General features: G+C 62.8%; 16 protein-coding genes. 10 read left to right on the forward strand and 6 right to left on the reverse strand.

What is annotated here, in order from left to right; translation table 11 throughout:
- The first annotated feature begins 101 nt into the window (after positions 1 to 101).
- Both JQ507_31605 and JQ507_31610 read left to right on the forward strand, forming a co-directional pair.
- A complete protein-coding gene (locus JQ507_31605; protein QRI69361.1) occupies positions 102 to 1,274 on the forward strand; it encodes an FIST C-terminal domain-containing protein in 1,173 nt (390 codons plus the stop codon).
- Positions 1,271 to 2,644 (forward strand): response regulator, encoded by a 1,374-nt coding sequence (locus JQ507_31610; protein ID QRI69362.1) that lies wholly within the window; start codon positions 1,271 to 1,273, stop codon positions 2,642 to 2,644. The genes JQ507_31605 and JQ507_31610 overlap by 4 nt, the downstream gene beginning before the upstream one ends.
- Before the next feature lie 214 nt (positions 2,645 to 2,858).
- On the opposite strand, the gene JQ507_31615 is transcribed toward JQ507_31610, so the two are convergent.
- The 4 genes from JQ507_31615 to JQ507_31630 form a co-directional block, all read right to left on the reverse strand.
- Positions 2,859 to 3,599 (reverse strand): response regulator transcription factor, encoded by a 741-nt coding sequence (locus tag JQ507_31615; protein QRI73598.1) that lies wholly within the window; start codon positions 3,597 to 3,599, stop codon positions 2,859 to 2,861.
- A 219-nt stretch (positions 3,600 to 3,818) separates the two neighbouring features.
- Positions 3,819 to 4,499, reverse strand: a complete 681-nt coding sequence (locus tag JQ507_31620) for a response regulator transcription factor (protein QRI69363.1) — start codon at positions 4,497 to 4,499, stop codon at positions 3,819 to 3,821.
- Between the two features lie 36 nt (positions 4,500 to 4,535).
- Positions 4,536 to 5,735 carry a transporter substrate-binding domain-containing protein gene (locus tag JQ507_31625; GenBank protein QRI69364.1) on the reverse strand — a complete coding sequence of 400 codons (1,200 nt, stop codon included), beginning with the start codon at positions 5,733 to 5,735 and terminating at the stop codon, positions 4,536 to 4,538.
- A gap of 52 nt (positions 5,736 to 5,787) precedes the next feature.
- Positions 5,788 to 7,455 (reverse strand): PQQ-dependent dehydrogenase, methanol/ethanol family, encoded by a 1,668-nt coding sequence (locus JQ507_31630; GenBank protein QRI73599.1) that lies wholly within the window; start codon positions 7,453 to 7,455, stop codon positions 5,788 to 5,790.
- A gap of 451 nt (positions 7,456 to 7,906) precedes the next feature.
- Between JQ507_31630 and JQ507_31635 the strand changes: the two genes are divergently transcribed.
- From JQ507_31635 to JQ507_31650, 4 genes are all read left to right on the forward strand, one after another.
- On the forward strand, positions 7,907 to 8,392 hold the full coding sequence (locus JQ507_31635) for a (2Fe-2S)-binding protein (GenBank protein QRI69365.1): 486 nt from the start codon (positions 7,907 to 7,909) through the stop codon (positions 8,390 to 8,392).
- A gap of 90 nt (positions 8,393 to 8,482) precedes the next feature.
- Positions 8,483 to 10,822, forward strand: a complete 2,340-nt coding sequence (locus JQ507_31640; protein ID QRI69366.1) for a xanthine dehydrogenase family protein molybdopterin-binding subunit — start codon at positions 8,483 to 8,485, stop codon at positions 10,820 to 10,822.
- 11 nt (positions 10,823 to 10,833) lie between these two features.
- Positions 10,834 to 11,634: a xanthine dehydrogenase family protein subunit M gene (locus tag JQ507_31645; protein ID QRI69367.1), complete on the forward strand. Its 801-nt coding sequence runs from the start codon at positions 10,834 to 10,836 to the stop codon at positions 11,632 to 11,634.
- Between the two features lie 305 nt (positions 11,635 to 11,939).
- On the forward strand, positions 11,940 to 13,052 hold the full coding sequence (locus JQ507_31650; GenBank protein QRI69368.1) for a CoA transferase: 1,113 nt from the start codon (positions 11,940 to 11,942) through the stop codon (positions 13,050 to 13,052).
- A gap of 173 nt (positions 13,053 to 13,225) precedes the next feature.
- On the opposite strand, the gene hppD is transcribed toward JQ507_31650, so the two are convergent.
- Positions 13,226 to 14,344: a 4-hydroxyphenylpyruvate dioxygenase gene (gene hppD / locus JQ507_31655; GenBank protein QRI69369.1), complete on the reverse strand. Its 1,119-nt coding sequence runs from the start codon at positions 14,342 to 14,344 to the stop codon at positions 13,226 to 13,228.
- A gap of 123 nt (positions 14,345 to 14,467) precedes the next feature.
- Here hppD and JQ507_31660 point away from each other — a divergent pair, with 123 nt between their 5' ends.
- The 4 genes from JQ507_31660 (at position 14,468) to JQ507_31675 (ending at position 17,438) form a co-directional block, all read left to right on the forward strand.
- Complete coding sequence (locus tag JQ507_31660; protein QRI69370.1) at positions 14,468 to 14,944, forward strand: Lrp/AsnC family transcriptional regulator; 477 nt, start codon at positions 14,468 to 14,470, stop codon at positions 14,942 to 14,944.
- Between the two features lie 85 nt (positions 14,945 to 15,029).
- Positions 15,030 to 15,341, forward strand: coding sequence for a DUF1272 domain-containing protein (locus tag JQ507_31665; protein ID QRI69371.1), 312 nt, complete (start codon positions 15,030 to 15,032; stop codon positions 15,339 to 15,341).
- 118 nt (positions 15,342 to 15,459) lie between these two features.
- Entirely contained in the window at positions 15,460 to 16,554 is a 1,095-nt protein-coding gene (locus tag JQ507_31670; GenBank protein QRI69372.1) for an AAA family ATPase, read from the forward strand.
- 8 nt (positions 16,555 to 16,562) lie between these two features.
- On the forward strand, positions 16,563 to 17,438 hold the full coding sequence (locus tag JQ507_31675; protein ID QRI69373.1) for an SIR2 family protein: 876 nt from the start codon (positions 16,563 to 16,565) through the stop codon (positions 17,436 to 17,438).
- A gap of 23 nt (positions 17,439 to 17,461) precedes the next feature.
- Here JQ507_31675 and fahA read toward each other — a convergent pair whose 3' ends face one another.
- Positions 17,462 to 18,730, reverse strand: coding sequence for a fumarylacetoacetase (fahA, locus tag JQ507_31680; GenBank protein QRI69374.1), 1,269 nt, complete (start codon positions 18,728 to 18,730; stop codon positions 17,462 to 17,464).
- Between the last annotated feature and the right edge of the window lie 20 nt (positions 18,731 to 18,750).

Raw genomic sequence — 18,750 nt, forward strand, 5'->3', positions numbered from 1 at the left:
ATCGCGAACCATCGCGGCATGGCCCGGATGCCCTTGAGACCCGCGCGGGCAGAACCAGCCGCGCCAAGAAAAGCAACAGATTCTGGTCAGGGAGAACGCCTTTGGCGAAGCAGAACGGCAGCGCCGCCGACAGCATTGTCGTGGTGCAGGCAAAGACCAACGGGCCGCGGGAAGCCGCCGACGAGATCGCGCGCCAATTGGCGGCGGCCGATCTCGCCATGCTCGTGGTGTTCGTGTCACCGTTCTATGACCCGCAACAATTCATTGCCGAGTTGTCCGGCCGGATGCCCGAGGTGCCGATCTTCGGCTGCACCACGGCCGGCGAATTGTCGCCTGGCGGCTGGGACGAGGACAGCGTGGTCGCGATGGGCTTTGACGCCGCCGATTTCGTCATCGCCGCCCGGCCGCTGTTCGATCTCGCGACGTTCCGGGTCGATCATGGCCGCTCGATCTGCACCGAGTTGCAGAGCGAATTCGCGCAGCGCACCGAGCATTGCGATCACACCGACGAGTCCTTCGGGCTACTCTTCATCGACGGCATGTGTCAGCGCGAGGAAACCATCATGTCGGCGATCTACGCATCGCTCGGCGACATCCCGGTGGTCGGCGGCTCCGCCGGCGACGGCCTGCGCTTCGAGAAGTCCTGGGTCTTCCACGGCGGCGCGGCCCATACCGACGCCGCCGTCCTGATCCTGATCCGGACCCGGCTGCCGTTCCGCCTGTTCAAGTGCGACCATTTCGAGCCGACCTCGACCAAGATGGTGGTGACCGAGGCCGACATCGAGCACCGCATCGTCAAGGAGTTGAACGCCGAGCCGGCCGCGCTGGAATATTCCCGCGCCGTCGGCCTCAGCGACAACAAGCTCGAACTGTTCTCGTTCGCGGCGCATCCGGTCCTGGTGCGCGTCGGCGGTGCCTATTACGCACGGTCGATCCAGCGCACCAATCCCGACGGATCCCTGCAATTCTTCTGCGCCATCGACGAAGGCATGGTGCTGACGGTGGCGCGCGAGCGCGATCCGATCGACGTCACAAGCCGCCTGCTCAAGGAGCTGACCGAGGATCTCGGCGAGGTCTCGATGTTCATCGGCTTCGAATGCGTGCTGCGCCGGCTCGACGTCGAGCAGCGCCAGCTTTCCCGGGAGATGTCGGAACTCTATCGCCGCAATAAAGTGATCGGCTTTCAGACCTATGGCGAGCAGTATCGCTCCATGCATGTCAACCAGACGCTGACCGGCATCGCCATCGGTAAGCGCGCTGTCGCGCCGCAATGACCGACAGCAAGACCACGCGCATTGCGGCCCTCGAACGCGAAGCCGAAAAGCTGCGCAAGATCAACGCGGCGCTGATGTCGCGCGTCGAGCGCTCCACCGACCAGCAGCTCAACGCCTTTTCCCTGTTCGAGACCGCGATCGCGCTCGACCAGCAGGTGCGCGACCGCACCCAGCAGCTCAAGCAGGCGCTGCAATCGCTGGAGAAAACCAATGGACGCCTGCTGCAGGCCAAGCAGCAGGCCGAGGCGGCAAGCTCGCTGAAGTCGTCGGTGCTGGTTTCGGTGACGCACGATTTGTTGCAGCCGCTGAATGCGGCACGGCTGACGCTGTCCGCGCTGACCGAAACGGCGACCGAGCCCAAGAGTGTCGCGCTGACCGACCAGATCGACCGTTCGCTCGCGACGCTCGAGGACATGCTGCGGACACTGCTCGACATCTCGAAGCTCGATGCCGGCGTGCTCCGGCCCGAATTCGGTCCGGTCGCGATCGCCTCGCTGTTCGAGCCGCTGGAACAGGAATTCGTGGCGACTGCCGCCAAGCGCAACCTCGACTTCCGGATCATGCCGTCGTCGGCGGTGGTCCGCTCCGATCCGCTGATGCTGCGCCGGATCCTGCAAAACCTCTTGGCCAATGCACTGCGCTACACCCAGCGCGGCACCGTGCTGATGGGATGCCGCCTCAAGGGCGACGATATCTGCATCGAGGTGCACGACACCGGGCCGGGCATCCCGGAAGCCCAGCGCGAGGCGATCTTCGTCGAATTCCAGCGCGGCGACGCCGGCGCCGGCGACAAGGCCGGCATCGGGCTCGGCCTTTCGATCGTGCGCCGGTTTGCCGACCTGCTCGGCCATGACATCAGGCTGCGCTCGCGCGCCGGCAAGGGCTCGGTGTTCTCGGTCACCGTGCCGCGCACGTTTGATCCGGTAGCGATCCCGGTGCGCGAGCAGGCCAGCGTCGACTATCGCTATGGCGGCATGGAGGGTGCGAAAATCCTGCTGATCGAGAACGACCTCTCCAGCGCCGAGGGCCTTGCTCATCTGCTGGAGAAATGGGGCTGCGACGTCGCGGTGACGATCTCCAAGACCGAGGCGCTCGAGCGTATCCACGCGCTCGACGGCGTTCCCGACGCCATCATCGCCGACCTGCATCTCGACAACGGCGAGACCGGCATCCAGGCCGTCGACGTGATCCGCGGCGAGATCAACGCCAAGGTGCCGGCGATCATCGTCACCGCCGACTACTCGGCCAAGGCAGCCTCCGACGTGTCGGCCTTTGGCCACGAACTCCTGAAGAAGCCGATCAAGCCCGCCGAGATGCGCTCGCTGCTGTCGTTCCTGCTGGCGGCGGAGCAATCGGGCCCGCGGCTATGACCAGAGCGTTTGCGAACGACCTGGATACCGGTTCGCGTGAAGTAAACGCGTCAAGACAACAAACCTGGAACCCCGTTCCGATGCGATCGGAACGGAATAGGCTCAAGGGCCTGATGAGATCAGGTTGAGCTGGAACGGCATCGAAGTTCACCTCTCCCTTGGGAGAGGTGAAGGAAGACCGTGCCAAGCCGATTCAACCAAAACTCATCCCGCTTTAGGCGCCGTGCGACGGCGGCGCCGCCGTCACCGGCGCATGGTCGTGCTTGCCGAAGTCGAGTTTCGACAGCGCGATGATGGCCTCGGTCCGGCTGCGCACGCCGAGCTTCCGCAAAATCTCCGAGACATGCACCTTTACGGTGGTGACCGAGATATCGAGCTCATAGGCGATGTGCTTGTTCTGCAATCCGCGGCAGATCATGTCGAGCACGCGCAGCTGCTGGGCGGTGAACTGGCCGAGCTGCTGCACCAGCTCCCTGGTCTCGGCCTGGGCTTTCCGCGCGGCAGCGGCGTCGCGGAAGCGCGTCGGCAGGCACACCTCGCCTTCGAGGATGCCGCGCAGCAGGCGCGCCAGCTCGACCTTCGGCGTCGACTTAGGAATGAACCCGGAAATGCCGAGCGAGATCGCGCCGCCGATGATCCGGGAATCGTCATGCGCGGATACGATCACCAGCGCGCTGCGCGGCGCCGCGGCCCGCACCCGGTAGGCCCCGAGCAGGCCCGTGGTCCCCGGCATCGACAAATCGAGCAGGATCAGATCGAGGCCATCGCGCGCGGCGATCACGTCAAGCGCGCCATCGATCGAGGTGGCCTGCAATACCTCGGCATCGGGAAACTCGGCCCCGATCACGCCGATCAGGGCAGCACGGAACAGCGGATGATCCTCGACGATCAGCAGTCGAGGCGCACCCGCCTTGCCGAGCGGCGGCTCGCCCGCCAGGGGCACGGTCGTGGTCAACGCTGCGCCGCCCTCCCTCGGATCGCTGATGACAGCCATTGTGCGCACGACGTTATCTCAAAGCTGACCGGCAGCCTATAGGGCGCACCCCGGATGCGTTCGCCGTGCAGTGCAGCAAGGCTAAAGCATGATCCGGAAAAGTGCGAAGCGGTTTTCCGAAAGATCATGCTCAAACAAAGGTCTAAAGCGCGATGATGATTCAACCAAATCTCATCGCGCTTAGGGCGCCTTTTCGGCCTTCGCACCCAGGCCGGCTTCAAGGGCGGGAAGCGGAATCTTGCCGAGCTCGATGATCGCCTTGTTGCGGCTGAACAGCTTCAGCTTGCGCAGGATCTCGGTGACATGCGCCTTGACGGTGGATTCCGCGAGCTTGAGTTCCGATGCGATCTCGCGGTTCTGCAAGCCGCGGATGATCAGGTGAAGGACACGAATTTGCTGCGGGGTCAGCTTCTGAATCCGCTCGCGCAGCGTCCGCGCCGTCTCGGACTGCTCCAGCGCGCCGACCGCGACGAAATCCCGCGGCGCCGAGACCGATCCGCTCAACACGCGTGCGATCGCCTGCGACAATTCGCCGAGCGAGGTCGATTTCGGCAGATAGCCGACCGCGCCCATTTCCAGCGCCTCGCGGATGGTGTGCTTGTCCTCCTCGCTCGAGACGATGGCGATCGGCAGCCGCGGATGGCGATCCCTGATCTTCTGGAAGCCGGAAAAACCGACGACGTCGGGCAGCAGCAGATCGAGCAGCGCCAGATCGATATTCGGCTCGCTGGCAAGGATGCCCAGCGCACCCTTGATCGAGGTCGCCTCATAGATCCGGGCATCGGGATGCGAGATGCGGATGGCGTTGCCAAGCGCCTCTCCGAACAGGGGGTGATCGTCGATGATCAGGAACCCCATCATGAGGACCCTCGCATTGGTATTTGCCGATGGCCGCTTCTAGTTCGACCCGCCGGTATCCTGCACGCTCTGCAGATAGGCATATACGTTTCTGAGCTCGTCGTCGCTGAAGACATCCTTCCAGGCCGGCATGCCCTTGGCCGGCCGCCCGTCATGGACGGTCTTCCAGAATGTCGATTCCATGTCGTCAGCATAGCGCTTCTTGAGCAGCCTGAGATCGATCTTTCGCTCGGCCTGGACCGCGTCCGGACCGTGGCAATGAGCACAGGTGCCATTGAAGACCTCCCGGCCCGCCTTGGCGTCTCCCTTGACTTCGCCGGTGGTCGCGGCGGTCTGAACCGGCTTCTCGGCAGCAGTCGCCTGCCCGATCGTGACCGGCTCGCTTGCTCCGGCGGACGAGGTGGTCGCCTGGCCGAACTTCACCGGGGCGCCGTTCGGCACGCCATATTTGGCAAACAGGGCGTCGATGTCCCCCTGCAGCGACGGCAGCACGCCGTCGACCTCATCGCGCAGCGCGCCGGACGCCTTGGCGAAGCCGATCGCGGTCGCCCAGAGCAGGCCGTCGCCCTCGGTCGAGACGATCTGATATTTGTCGCCGTAGCTGGTCTTGTTGAGCCAACCCGCCACCGGTGCCCAGATGAAGGCGATGTCCACCTTGCCCTGGTCGAGGGCCGCCATGCCCTCTTCCGGGCTCAGCACGGTGACCTTCTGGATGTCGTCGCGCAAAGCCAGCAGGTTCTGCGGCGTCGACTGATACTGCACCGCAACCCGCAACCCCTTGAGGTCGTCGATACCGGCGAGCTTGCGATCCGTGGCGCCGACCAGCGCATAGCCTTCATGGGCGATCGGCTTCGAGAAGATCACCGCCGGGCCCATGAAATCGTCGATCAGCGGCAGGCCGACCATGGCATCGCAATGCTTGCTGAGCAGCGTCTCCCGCACCGTGCGCTTGCCGAAATAGGACTTGTACCAATTATAGCTCACCGTGCGGCCGAGCTTTTGCGCCACCGCCTGGCCGATCTCGAGATAAAGGCCCGGCTTGCCCGGTTCGTCGCTCGAGAACGGCAAGTTGGTCGGATCGGCGCAGAGCCGTAGCGACGGCCTGGCCTCTTCCGCGCCGGCCGACAGGGCCGGCGCCAACAATGCGGCGGAGAGCAGCACGGTCCGGATCGCCATCCTCAACTGTACGCTACGCGTTGAGCTCGGCACGTCATTCGACTTGATGCCAGTCGCCTTCATGCAAGTCGCCTTGATGCAAGACACGGACAATGCTGCCTCCTTGCGACGGTCGTTACTGCAGGGCGAACACGAAGAGCGAGCCGCCTTCCGGCGCCGCGGCGACCATCTGCTTGCCGATGTCACCGAGGAAGGCCGGCAGCGCCGCGGTGCGTCCGACCACGATCGCGACATACTGCTTGCCGTCGACCGAATAGGTCACCGGACCGGCACCAATGCCGCTGCCGAGGTTCTTGCTCCACAGCACCTTGCCGTTCTTGGCATCGATGGCACGGAAGTCGCCGTGCAGATTGCCGGAGAACACCAGATTGCCGCCCGTCGTCAGCGTGCCGCCGTTGAAGGGCAGGTCCTCCTTGATGCTCCACACCTTCTTGTTGGCGATCGGATCCCAGGCCACGAGCTCGCCGAGGAAGCCGCCGGGACCCGCCTTGGTCGGGAATTCGGCGCCGAGATAGAACACGCCGCGCTTGTAGTTCACGTCGGAGACCGACCAGTCCATGCAGACATTGTTGGTCGGGATGTAGACGAGACCGGTCTGCGGGTTGAACGACATCGGCTGCCAGTTCTTGCCGCCGATCAGGTTCGGGCAGATGTCCTTGGCGGGATGGCCGGGGCCCGGACGCTTGTCCGGATCCTCTTCCGCCCGCATCGTGTTGATGTCCCACTTCTTGGCCCAATTGGCGAAGACGTACTTCTCGGCCGAGATCACCTTGCCGGTCTCGCGGTTGGCCACGAAGAAGAAGCCGTTGCGATCCGCCTTCATCAGGACCGGCGTCTCGGCGCCCTTGATCTTCAGGTCGGCGAGCAGCAGCTCGTTGACGCCGTCATAGTCCCAGGCGTCGGCCGGGGTGCCCTGGATGTGCCACTTGATCTTGCCGGTGTTGGGATCGATCGCCAGCGTCGAGGCGGTGTAGAGGTTGGTCAGCTTGCCGAAATTGCCGTCGCCGGTGGAGCGCACCCCGGTATTCCACGGCCCCGGATTGCTGGTACCCCAGTAGACGGTGTCGGACTTGGCGTCGTAGGAGCCGACCAGCCAGGCGGCGCCGCCGCCATGCAGCCCGGTATCGCCCTTCCAGGTGTCGCTGCCGGGCTCGCCCGGCGCCGGCACCGTGAAGGTCTGCCAGAGCAGCTTGCCGTCCTTGAGGTTGAAAGCCTGCAACGCGCCGCGCACACCATATTCGCCACCGCCGAAGCCGGTGATGACCTTGTCGCGGACGATGAGCGGCGGCGAGGTGATGACCGAGCCTTGCTTGTAGTCGACGACCGTCGAGGTCCAGAGCTCCTTGCCGGTTTCGGCGTCGAGCGCGGTCAGCTTGCCGTCGAGCCGGCCGACGAAGATCTTGCCGTCGGCATAGGACACGCCGCGATTATTGACGTCGCAGCAGGCGTATTGAAGCACGTCATCCGGAATGTCGGGCTGCCAGGTCCATTTGCGGGCGCCGGTCGCGGCGTCGATCGCGTAGACGTATTTCGGACCCCACGAGGTCGAGACATACAGGTTCTTGCCGATCACGACCGGCGACGATTCGTTGGAGCGCAGCGAGGCCAGCGACAGCGAGTAGACCAGTTGCAGCTTGCCGGCGTTCTCGGAATTGATCTGCTTCAGCGGGCTGAAGCGCGTATTGCCGTAATCGTGGCCGGCGATCGCCCATCCGTTCGGATCGGACACCGCCTTTGCAACGGAATCATTCGCATTCGACGCAGTAATTCCTGCCATCACCATGGCGACCAGCGACACGCCGGCAAAGAAAATCCCGCTCCTCAGCTTCATTGGCTTCCTCCAATATGGTTTCGTTGCCGCGATGGATGCATCGCGCGCGCGTCTCACTACCCAATTCGTGAACCAGCGATCTTCGGTCGCTATGTCGCGATGAAAATGCCAGCTACGCTTTTTTGTCGTTATAGGCGGAAGGTAGTAGCAATCGCCGCGGCGGTTTTTGATATGCCGCAAACCAGACCAGCAGGCGGAGAACCCGTTGCGCTGCCGCGCAATTTCGTCGCGCCGGAGCACGCCGAAAGCAGCTTGCAAATTGCCCATTGAACGGCTGCCTGCTAGGATCGCAGCCACAGCCCGGAGCCTTCATGACAGGGCCGCAACTACGACTTTGATCGCGGTTACGACCCACATGAAGCGTGGTCTACTGGGCCCATAACGAAGCTATTGGGAGAAACGCGTGTCTACAGTCAAACTGACGGTAAACGGCAAGGCGGTCTCGGTCGACGTCGAGGACCGAACCCTCCTCGTGCACCTGTTGCGCGAAAATCTGAACCTCACCGGCACCCATGTCGGCTGCGATACCAGCCAGTGCGGCGCCTGCGTCGTCCATGTCGACGGACGGGCGGTCAAATCCTGCACCATGCTGGCCGGCCAGGCGGCTGGCTCCAACGTCATCACGATCGAAGGCCTTGCCAAGGGCGACGAGCTGCACCCGATGCAGGCGGCGTTCCGCGACAATCACGGCCTGCAGTGCGGCTATTGCACCCCCGGCATGATCATGTCCGCGGTCGACATCGTGCACCGCCATGGTGGCAAGCTCGACGAGGAAACGGTTCGCCACGAGCTCGAAGGCAACATCTGCCGCTGCACCGGCTACCACAACATCGTCAAGGCGGTGCTCGACGCTGCCGGCCGCATGAAGGTGGCGCAGGCCGCCGAATAGCGCGCTACGCACCGCACACGATCAAGCTCATCACCGCCGGTCTCGATGGAAACGGCGGCAATTCGAATCTCCGGTCGGGAGGACCAGACCATGGGTGTTGAAGGAATTGGCGCACGCGTCGTGCGCAAGGAAGATCGCCGGTTCATCACCGGACAAGGACGTTACGTCGACGACGTTAAAATGGTCGGCATGAGTTACGCTCACTTCATCCGCAGCCCGCATGCCCATGCCAAGGTCAAGGGCATCAACTCGGCCGAGGCCATGAAGATGCCCGGCGTGATCGCGGTGCTGACCGGGCAGCAGATCGTCGACGACAAGGTCGGCAATCTGATCTGCGGCTGGGCGATCACCTCGAAGGACGGTTCGCCGATGAAAATGGGCGCATGGCCGGCGATGGCGCCGGAGACCGTGCGCTTCGTCGGACAGGCGGTCGCGGTGGTGATCGCCGAGACCAAGAACCAGGCCAAGGACGCGGCGGAAGCCGTCGTCGTCGATTACGAGGAGCTTCCCGCCGCGGCCGACATCAAGGCCGCGATCAAGCCCGGCGCACCGCAGCTGCACCCCGAGGCTCCCGGCAACATCGTCTATGACTGGCATCTCGGCGACGAAGCCGCGGTCAAGGATGCATTCAGCAAGGCGGCCAACGTGGTGACGCTGGACCTCACCAACAACCGCCTGGTGCCGAATGCGATGGAGCCGCGCGCAGCGGTCGCGCATTACGACCAAGCCGAGGAGCACTACACGCTCTACACGACCTCGCAGAACCCGCACGTCGCCCGCCTCGTGCTGTCGGCGTTCTACAACATCGCGCCGGAGCACAAGCTGCGCGTGATCGCGCCCGACGTCGGCGGCGGCTTCGGCTCCAAGATCTACATCTATCCGGAAGAGATGGTGGCGCTGTGGGCCTCGAAGAAGGTAGGTCGCCCGGTGAAGTGGACCGGTGACCGATCGGAGGCCTTCCTCACCGACGCGCATGGCCGCGACCATGTCTCGAAGGCGGAGATGGCGTTCGACAAGGACAACAAGATCCTCGGCCTGCGGGTGAAGACCCACGCCAATTTCGGCGCCTACATGTCGCTGTTCTCCTCGGCGGTGCCGACCTATCTCTACGCGACGCTGCTATCGGGCCAGTACGTGATCCCGGCGATCTATGCCGAGGTGATCGGCGTCTACACCAACACCACGCCGGTCGACGCCTATCGCGGCGCCGGCCGCCCCGAAGCGAGCTATCTGATCGAGCGCATGATGGAGACCGCGGCGCGGCAGTTGAAGGTCGATCCGGCCGAACTGCGCAAGAAGAACTTCATCACCACGTTCCCGTATCAGACGCCGGTCATCATGGCTTATGACATCGGCGACTTCCACGCCTCGATCGACGCCGCGATGAAGGCGATCGACTATGCCGGCTTCCCGGCCCGCAAGGCCAAGGCGAAAGCCAGTGGCAAGCTGCGCGGCATCGGCGTCTCCTGCTATATCGAGGCCTGCGGCATCGCCCCGTCGAAGGCGGTCGGCAGTCTCGGCGCCGGTGTCGGCCTGTGGGAATCGGCTGAAATCCGCGTCAACCCGGTCGGCACCATCGAGGTGCTCACCGGCTCGCACAGCCACGGCCAGGGCCATGAGACGACGTTCTGCCAGATCATCGCCGAGCGGCTCGGCGTGCCGATCAGCCAGGTCTCGATCGTCCATGGCGACACCGACAAGGTGCAGTTCGGCATGGGCACCTACGGCTCCCGCTCGCTCGCGGTCGGCGGTACGGCGATCGTGAAGGCGATGGAGAAGGTCGAGGCCAAGGCCAAGAAGATCGCGGCACATGCGCTCGAGGCGTCCGAGAGCGACATCGTGATCGAGAACGGCGAGTTCAAGGTCACCGGCACCGACAAGTCGATCGCGCTGCCGATGGTCGCGCTCGCCGCCTACACCGCGCACAACCTGCCCGACGGCATGGAGCCCGGTTTGAAGGAGACGGCGTTCTACGACCCGACCAACTTCACCTTCCCGGCCGGCGCTTACATCTGCGAGCTCGAAGTCGATCCCGGCACCGGCAAGACCTCGTTCGTCAACTTCGTGGCGGCGGACGATTTCGGCCGGCTGATCAACCCGATGATTGTCGAGGGCCAGGTTCATGGCGGTCTTGCGCAAGGCATCGGCCAGGCGCTGCTCGAAGGTGCGGTCTATGACGACACCGGCCAGCTCGTGACCGCGTCGTTCATGGACTACACCATGCCGCGCGCCGACGACCTGCCGTCGTTCCAGCTCTCCCACACCACGACGCTGTGTCCGGGCAATCCGCTCGGCGTCAAGGGCTGCGGCGAAGCCGGCGCGATCGGCGCCTCTGCTGCCGTGATCAACGCGATCACGGACGCGATCGGCAACAACAAGCTGGAAATGCCGGCGACGCCCGATCGCGTCTGGCACGCCATTCACGGTTGAGGGAGGATACGATGTACGAGACCAACTATCACCGCGCATCCTCGATCGACGATGCCGTGGCGCAGTTCGCCAAGGGCACGGACTCCAGGTTCCTTTCCGGCGGCCAGACCCTGCTCCCTGTGATGAAGCAGCGCCTCGCTGCTCCGTCCGACGTGATCGACGTCGCCAAGATCAAGGACATGATCGGCATCGACGTGTCCGGCGATACCGTCACCATCAGGGCCGCGACCACGCATTACGACGTCGCGCAAAGCGACGCCGTGCAGAAGGCGATCCCGGCGCTCGCCCATCTGGCGTCGATGATCGGCGATCCTGCCGTGCGTCATCGCGGCACGATCGGCGGCTCGCTCGCCAACAACGACCCGGCGGCGGACTATCCGGCGGCGGTGCTGGCGCTCGGCGCCGTGGTCAAGACCAACAAACGGTCGATCCCGGCGGAGGACTTCTTCAAGGGCCTGTTCACGACGGCGCTCGAGGATGGCGAGATCATCACCGCCGTGTCGTTCCCGGTCCCCGCCAAGGCCGGCTATGCCAAGATGCGGCACCCGGCCTCGCGTTTCGCGCTGACCGGCGTGTTCGTCGTCAAGACCAAGGCGGGTGACGTCCGCGTCGCCGCGACCGGCGCCTCGCAAAGCGGCGTCATGCGGGTGGCGCCGATCGAGCAGGCGCTGAAGGCGAACTGGGCGGCCTCGGCGCTCGACAGCGTGACGATCCCGGCGAGCGGCCTGCTCGCCGACATCCACGGCTCGGCGGATTACCGCGCCAACCTGGTCAAGGTGATGGGACAGCGGGCGGTGACCGCGGCCGGCTAGCCGCTATCCCTCCTGAACCCATGCAGACGGCGCGCAGCGATGCGCGCCGTTCGCGTTTTGCTGGCATTCCAGCCGAAAGAGCTTGCCACGTCCCCCATTAGGCGAGAGAATTTAGCTAATCAGCTAATTAAAAATACCGTCAGACGGGCGGCCCCGGGGAGAGGACTTAATGAGGTTCGGCAGCACCACTTGCCACGGCCCCCAATCGCCGGACCGGACTTCTGACATCGAGCCGGCGTGACGCCCGGCGCGCCGATCCACAGACTCTTCGACCAGCTCCCTCACAGCAACAACGGAACAACAACGTGCTCGACAAGCCCGCCTCCCAAACCGCCGCTCGCACCTCGGGCCCGCTCACAGGCTTCCGCATCGTCGAATTCGCCGGCATCGGTCCCGGCCCGTTTGCCTGCATGCTGCTCGCCGACATGGGCGCCGAGGTCATCACGCTGGACCGGGTCGGCGCGGGCAAGAATTTGAAGGCGGTGGCGACCCGCGGCCGCAAGGTTATCGAGCTCGATCTCAAGAACAAGGCGGCGATATCAGAAGTGCTCGACCTGCTCAGCCATGCCGACGCGCTGATCGAAGGCTTCCGTCCCGGCGTGATGGAGCGCCTCGGCCTCGGCCCCGATGTCGTGCTCGGGCGCAATCCGAAGCTGGTCTACGGCCGCATGACCGGCTGGGGCCAGGAAGGCCCGCTGGCGAACGCCGCCGGCCACGACATCAACTACATCTCGATCACCGGCGCGCTCGCTGCGATCGGCACCAAGGAGAAGCCGGTGCCGCCGCTCAATCTGGTCGGCGATTTCGGCGGCGGCGCGCTCTACCTCGTGGTCGGCGTGCTCGCCGCGCTGCTGGAAGCGCAGAAGTCCGGCAAGGGCCAGGTTGTGGATACCGCGATGTGCGACGGCGCGGCCTCGCTGATGTCGATGTTCTACGACATGGCGGCGCAGGGCCGCTGGAGCGGCGGCCGCGACCAGAATTTCCTCGACGGCGGCGCGCATTTCTACGGCGTCTACGAGTGCTCCTGCGGCAACTTCATCTCGATCGGCTCGATCGAGCCGCAGTTCTACGCGCTGCTGCGCAAGCATGCCGACCTGACCGACGCCGACTTCGACGCCCAGATGGACCGCAAGGCCTGGCCGGCGCTGAAGGCGAAGCTGGAAAAGGTTTTCAAGAGCAAGTCGCGCGCCGACTGGTGCAAGATCATGGAAGGCACCGACATCTGCTTCGCGCCGATCCTCACCATGGAGGAAGCGCCCAAGCATCCGCACATGGCGGCCCGCCAGGTGTTTGTCGAACGCCACGGCGTCACCCAGCCCGCCCCTGCACCGCGTTTCTCGCGCACGCCGTCCGCCATCCGTGAGCCGGAGTTGGCGAGCATTGGGGATGTGACGAGCGCGTGGAAGGCAGGGAAGTAATTTCGCTGTCGTCCCGGCGAAGGCCGGGACCCATAACCCCGGAAGGCCGTTGTTGCGCACGACCGTTCCGCGGGATTGATATCCGACACACGCGATAGATTCCGCGGTATGGGTCCCGGCTTTCGCCGGGACGACACCTTTTGTTGTGCGCTACATAGCACGCTATGCTGTGCTCACGCCGCGTGGTCGACCTTGAGCACGCCGCGGCGGATCTGGTCTTCCTCGATCGATTCGAACAGCGCCTTGAAGTTGCCTTCGCCGAAGCCGTCGTCGCCCTTGCGCTGGATGAATTCGAAGAAGATCGGCCCGATCGCATTCGCCGAGAAGATCTGCAGCAGCACCTTGGTCTGGCCGCCGTCGACCACGCCCTCGCCGTCGATCAGGATGCCGTTGGTCTTGAGCCGCGCGACGTCCTCGCCATGCTTCGGCAGGCGGGCATCGATCCGCTCGAAATAGGTGTCGGGTGGCGACGGCATGAACGGCAGGCCGTCCGCACGCAACCGCTCGACCGTCGCATAGATATCGCGGGCGCCGCAGGCGACGTGCTGGATGCCCTCGCCGTGATAGATGTTGAGGTATTCCTCGATCTGCCCGGAATCGCCGGCGTCCTCGTTGATCGGAATCCGGATCTTGCCGTCCGGGCTGGTCAGCGCGCGGGAGAACAGGCCGGAGGCGCGGCCCTCGATGTCGAAGAAGCGGATCTGGCGGAAGTTGAACAGTTTTGCATAGAAACCGGTCCAGACGTCCATGCGGCCGCGATGGACGTTGTGGGTGAGGTGATCGACGTAATAGAGGCCCGAGCCGGCGGGACGCGGATTGACGCCGCCGAGCCAGTCGAACTCGGCATCATAGGCCGAACCCTTGGCGCCATAGCGGTCGACGAAATAGAGCAGGCTGCCGCCGATGCCCTTGATCGCGGGCACATCCAGCGTCTTCTCCGCGGACGACACATCCGCCGGCTCCGCGCCAAGTGCGATCGCACGCTCATAGGCGTGCTTGGCATCGACCACCCGGAACGCCATCGACGGCGCGCACGGGCCGTGCGCGGCGACGAAGTTGAAGCCGTGGCTGCCGGGCTCTTCATTGACGAGATAGTTGATGTCGCCCTGGCGGTAGACCGTGATCGCCTTGGTCTTGTGCCGGGCGACCGCGACAAAGCCCATCAGCTTGAACAAGGCGTGCAGCTCAGCCGGATTGGGATGGGCGTATTCGACGAACTCGAAGCCGTCGGTGCCCATCGGATTGTCGTCGGTGATTTCGGCTGGCGGCGCATCGTGCGGAAACGGACCCATGGCGGTAACTCCCTGATTTGCCTAGGGATCAGTCTCCGTCACTTGCTGCGCAACGTGCGTGCAAAATAGGGCTTGTTTTGCTAGTATCGCGCACGATTTGTGCATGAAATGGATATTCGGTGCATGCCAGAAGTCGACGCCTTCGACCTCAAAATGCTCGCCGCGCTGCAGGATGACGGCCGGCTGACGAACCAGCAGCTGGCCGACCTGATCGGTCTGTCAGCCTCGCAATGCTCCCGGCGGCGGATGCGGCTGGAGGAGGAGAAGGTGATCGCGGGCTACCACGCCGACCTCGCCGGCGAGGCGCTCGGCTTCGGCCTGATCGCCTTCATCCACATCACGCTGGCAACCCATTCGCCCGACAACGCCAAGCGGTTCCGCGAGCTGGTCAACCGGGTCGACGACATCCAGGAGGCCTATGCGCTGACCGGCGATGCCGACTACGTGCTCAAGGTGATGCTGCGCGACCTGAAGAGCCTGTCCGACATCGTCAACAACGTGCTGATGCCGCACCAGAGCGTCGCGCATGTGCGCTCATCGATCGTGCTCGACCGGCTGAAGGAGAGCACCAAGCTGCCGTTGAAAGCGTTACAAAGCTGACCTGGCACAAATCGAGGGAAATCCGTCATTCGCTTTCCCGGTCCGATCTGCGATCATTCCTTAACATCCGGCAAGAGAGGCGACGATGGCGCTGCAGCTGCGACCGAACTGCGAATATTGCGACAAGGACCTGCCGCCGAGCGCAACTGACGCCCGGATCTGCTCCTATGAATGCACGTTCTGTGCGGATTGCGCCGAGACCAAGCTCGGTAATGTCTGCCCGAACTGCGGCGGCGGCTTTGCGCCGCGGCCGATCCGCCCGGCCAAGCCCTGGCGGGCAGGCGTCTGCACCGTGAACCAGCCGCCGTCGGACAAGCGGGTGCATCTGAAATACAGTCTCGAGGACTGCGCGGCGCATACGGCGAGGCTGAAGGATATACCACCTGAACAGAGATAGCGCGCCTTACAAGTTCAATCCTGTTAGCAGGACCCATCTTCGGTGTCGCTAAGCTTGCGCGCACATCATCCAAGCTTAGAATAGCGAAGGAAGAATCCACAACCCTCCGGTGCATAAAGTGGCAAAAAGACAACGCGGCATCTCTACCGGCAAGCCACTTGATGCGGAAGACAAAGAACTATTCGATTCCGTCCGGGAGAGTGGAGTCAAAGCCACATGCTTCTTTAACAATAAGGGCGGCGTGGGAAAGACAACGCTCGTTGCAAATCTGGCCGCGGAACTAGCACTTAACTTTGGAGCGCGGGTTCTCGTCGTCGATGGCGATCCACAATGCAATCTTACTCAGTATGTTCTGGGTGAGGACGAATGGATCGATATCTATTCAGCAAATGACCCCACGTCCGTCTACAGCGTGATCCGGCCCCTTTCCCTAGGAAAGGGGTATGGCACCAGCCTACCTATCGTCAAAGCAGGAAATTTCGGCTTCGATATTATTGTCGGAGACCCACGCCTCGCACTGCAGGAAGACCTCCTTGCTCAAGACTGGCGCGATGCCAAAGCAGGCGGAATGCGAGGAATACGCACGACCTTTGTTTTTGCAGATGTGGTCGGAAAAGCGAAGGAAATGAACTATGATTTCGTGTTTTTCGACATGGGGCCATCGTTAGGAGCCATCAACAGATCGATTCTGTTAGCGATGGACTACTTCGTCGTTCCGATGGCCATCGATATTTTTTCACTTTGGGCCATAAGGAACATTGGTACGACCGTCGGAGTGTGGCAACGCGAACTTAAAACTGGGATTAGCTTGTCTGAGGACCCCTCTGAGATTCCAGCGGCCGATCAAGCTCGATCGCTACGATTCGTTGGCTACGTTACCCAACAACACAAAGAAAGGGGTGGGTCTGAGCCGGACCCTGCAGAGGAGAACGAAGCAACCAGAAAACGTATCGTGCAGGCGTACCAGGACATCAGCCAAAACTTCCCGGCTGAGATATCAGCTCACCTCGGCAAGTTCTTCGACGCGAAGAAAGTGGATCCTCACTTGGGTGATATTCGTCACCTCGGAAGTTTGGCTCCTCGATCTCAGAGTCAACATGCACCAATGATCTCCGTGCGGGGCACCGGCAGCTACACGCAGCTGCGAAAGCAGGCGCGAGACATCTATCGCGGGATAGCGATACGCTATCTAGAAAATGTTGTTGCGACCTGAGATTCGCGATGAGCGAATTTAATGCCGATCTTGTCGATGATCTCGCTCGCCGAAGAGTCGTTCTCTTTCTAGGTGCTGGAGTATCTGCGAGCGCCGCAACCCGTACGGGTGGAAGAATAAAGGGCTGGGAGGCCTTTCTCAACGAGATGAACGGCAAAGCCGGAGCCGCGGTCAAGGAACAGGTTACACGGCTCCTAGACCAAAAAGACTACCTGCTCGCGTGCGAAATCCTGCAGATGGACCTTGGTGAACGATGGGAACGCGAGATCGTGCAAGAATTCGGTCAAGCAGCGGAGCCCTCTCCACTCCATGAGGCGATAGTAGCGCTCGATCAGAGAATCATAGTCACAACTAACTTCGACAAGCTGCTCGAGATGTCTTGGCAAAGCAAAATAGGCTTTGCCACTCATTTCCCCCAGGTGATCACAGCTATCGACGCAAACATCTTCAACATCTTGAAAGATCAGTCAGGCAAATATCTAATCAAGCTTCACGGCACGATCGACGACGTACGAACCCTGGTCTTCTCGCGATCCGAGTATATCCGCATGGCATTCGGTAGTGCCGTGTATTCTGCCTTTCTGGAGACGCTTCTACTAAATTACACATTTCTCTTTATTGGTTTCTCCATGGACGATCCGGCGATTTCGTCTCTAATGGAGATGTATGCACTTCGTTACCCGAGAGCACGTCCCCACTACGTCATTTCTCCTGCGGGCTTGGAACCAAATATCATCGAGATAAATAAGCGCCTCCGAAAACTTGTGGTGATTGGCTACGACAGCTCTGACAACCACACAAAGCTGCCTTCGGTTCTTGGCGAGTTAGCAGGACTCATAAGGCCGAAGAGAAAAGAGATTGCAGCTGAGTTCTTGCTTCCGTGATAACTTCGTTCTATCCAGCGAACTCACTCCGCCGCGACGATCGTACCTTCGACTTCACCAAAGCCGACGCGGTAGCCGTCGCCCTGGCACCAGCCGCGCATGACAAGCGAGTCGCCGTTCTCGAGGAACGAGCGCGTCACGCCGTCGGCGAGCTCGACCGGCTCGGTGCCGTTCCAGCTGATCTCCAGCAGACTGCCGCGCTGGTGCTTCTCGGGGCCGGAGATCGTGCCGGACCCTAAGAGATCGCCGACATTCATCGCGCAGCCGCTGGAGGCGTGGTGCACGAGCTGCTGCACCGACGACCAGTACATGTATTTGAAGTTGGTGCTGCAGATCGTCTTCGCCTCGTTCATCGCACCGGCACGCAGGCCGACATCGAGCGCGAGATCGTAATTGTTCGGCCTCACCTGCTTCAGATAGGCCAGCGGCTCCGGCTGTTGCACCGGGCCCTGCATCCGGAACGGCTCCAGCGCCTCGCGCGTGACCACCCACGGGCTGATCGAAGTCGCGAACGCCTTGGCCTGGAACGGGCCGAGCGGCACGTATTCCCACTGCTGGATGTCGCGCGCGCTCCAATCGTTGAGGATGACGAAACCGAAGATCATCTCCTCGGCCTGCGCCTCGGTGAGCATCTCGCCCATCGCCGACGCCTGCCCGACGACAACGCCCATCTCGAGCTCGAAGTCGAGCCGCTTGCAGGGCCCGAAGCTCGGCACCTCTGCCGTCGGCGGCTTGAGCTGGCCGCGCGGCCGCTTCACCTTGGTGCCGCTCGCAACGACGGTCGAGGCACGGCCGTTATAGCCGATCGGCATGTGCAGCCAGTTCGGCTGCAGCGCATTGTCCTTGCCGCGGAACATGACGCCGACATTGGTGGCATGCTCCTTCGACGAATAGAAATCGGTATAGCCCGAAACCGCAAACGGCATATGCAGCTTCACGTCAGCCATCGGCACCAGCGCCCGCGCGCGCAATTCCCTGTTGTCGCGCAGCTCCGGATGATCCGAGCGGAGCAGCTCGCTGATCCGCGCCCGTGTCGCCGACCACACTTTCGGCCCGAGCGCCATGAACGCGTTGAGCGACGGCTGCGAGAACACGCCGAGCGGCCCGACATCGAGCCGAGAATCCTGCTCGAGCTCCCAGAGGTCGAGCACATAATCGCCGATCGCGACGCCGACGCGCGGAGCCAGTCCGTTCGCGGAGAACACGCCGTAGGGCAAATTCTGGATCGGAAAGTCGGACGTGGGCGCGACGTCGATGAAGGAGCGGAGTTTGGGGTCGTTGGGGTGGGGCATGGTCTCCTGCCGAAATAATT

Origin of the sequence: Bradyrhizobium sp. PSBB068 (assembly GCA_016839165.1) — a bacterium.
Lineage (GTDB): Bacteria > Pseudomonadota > Alphaproteobacteria > Rhizobiales > Xanthobacteraceae > Bradyrhizobium.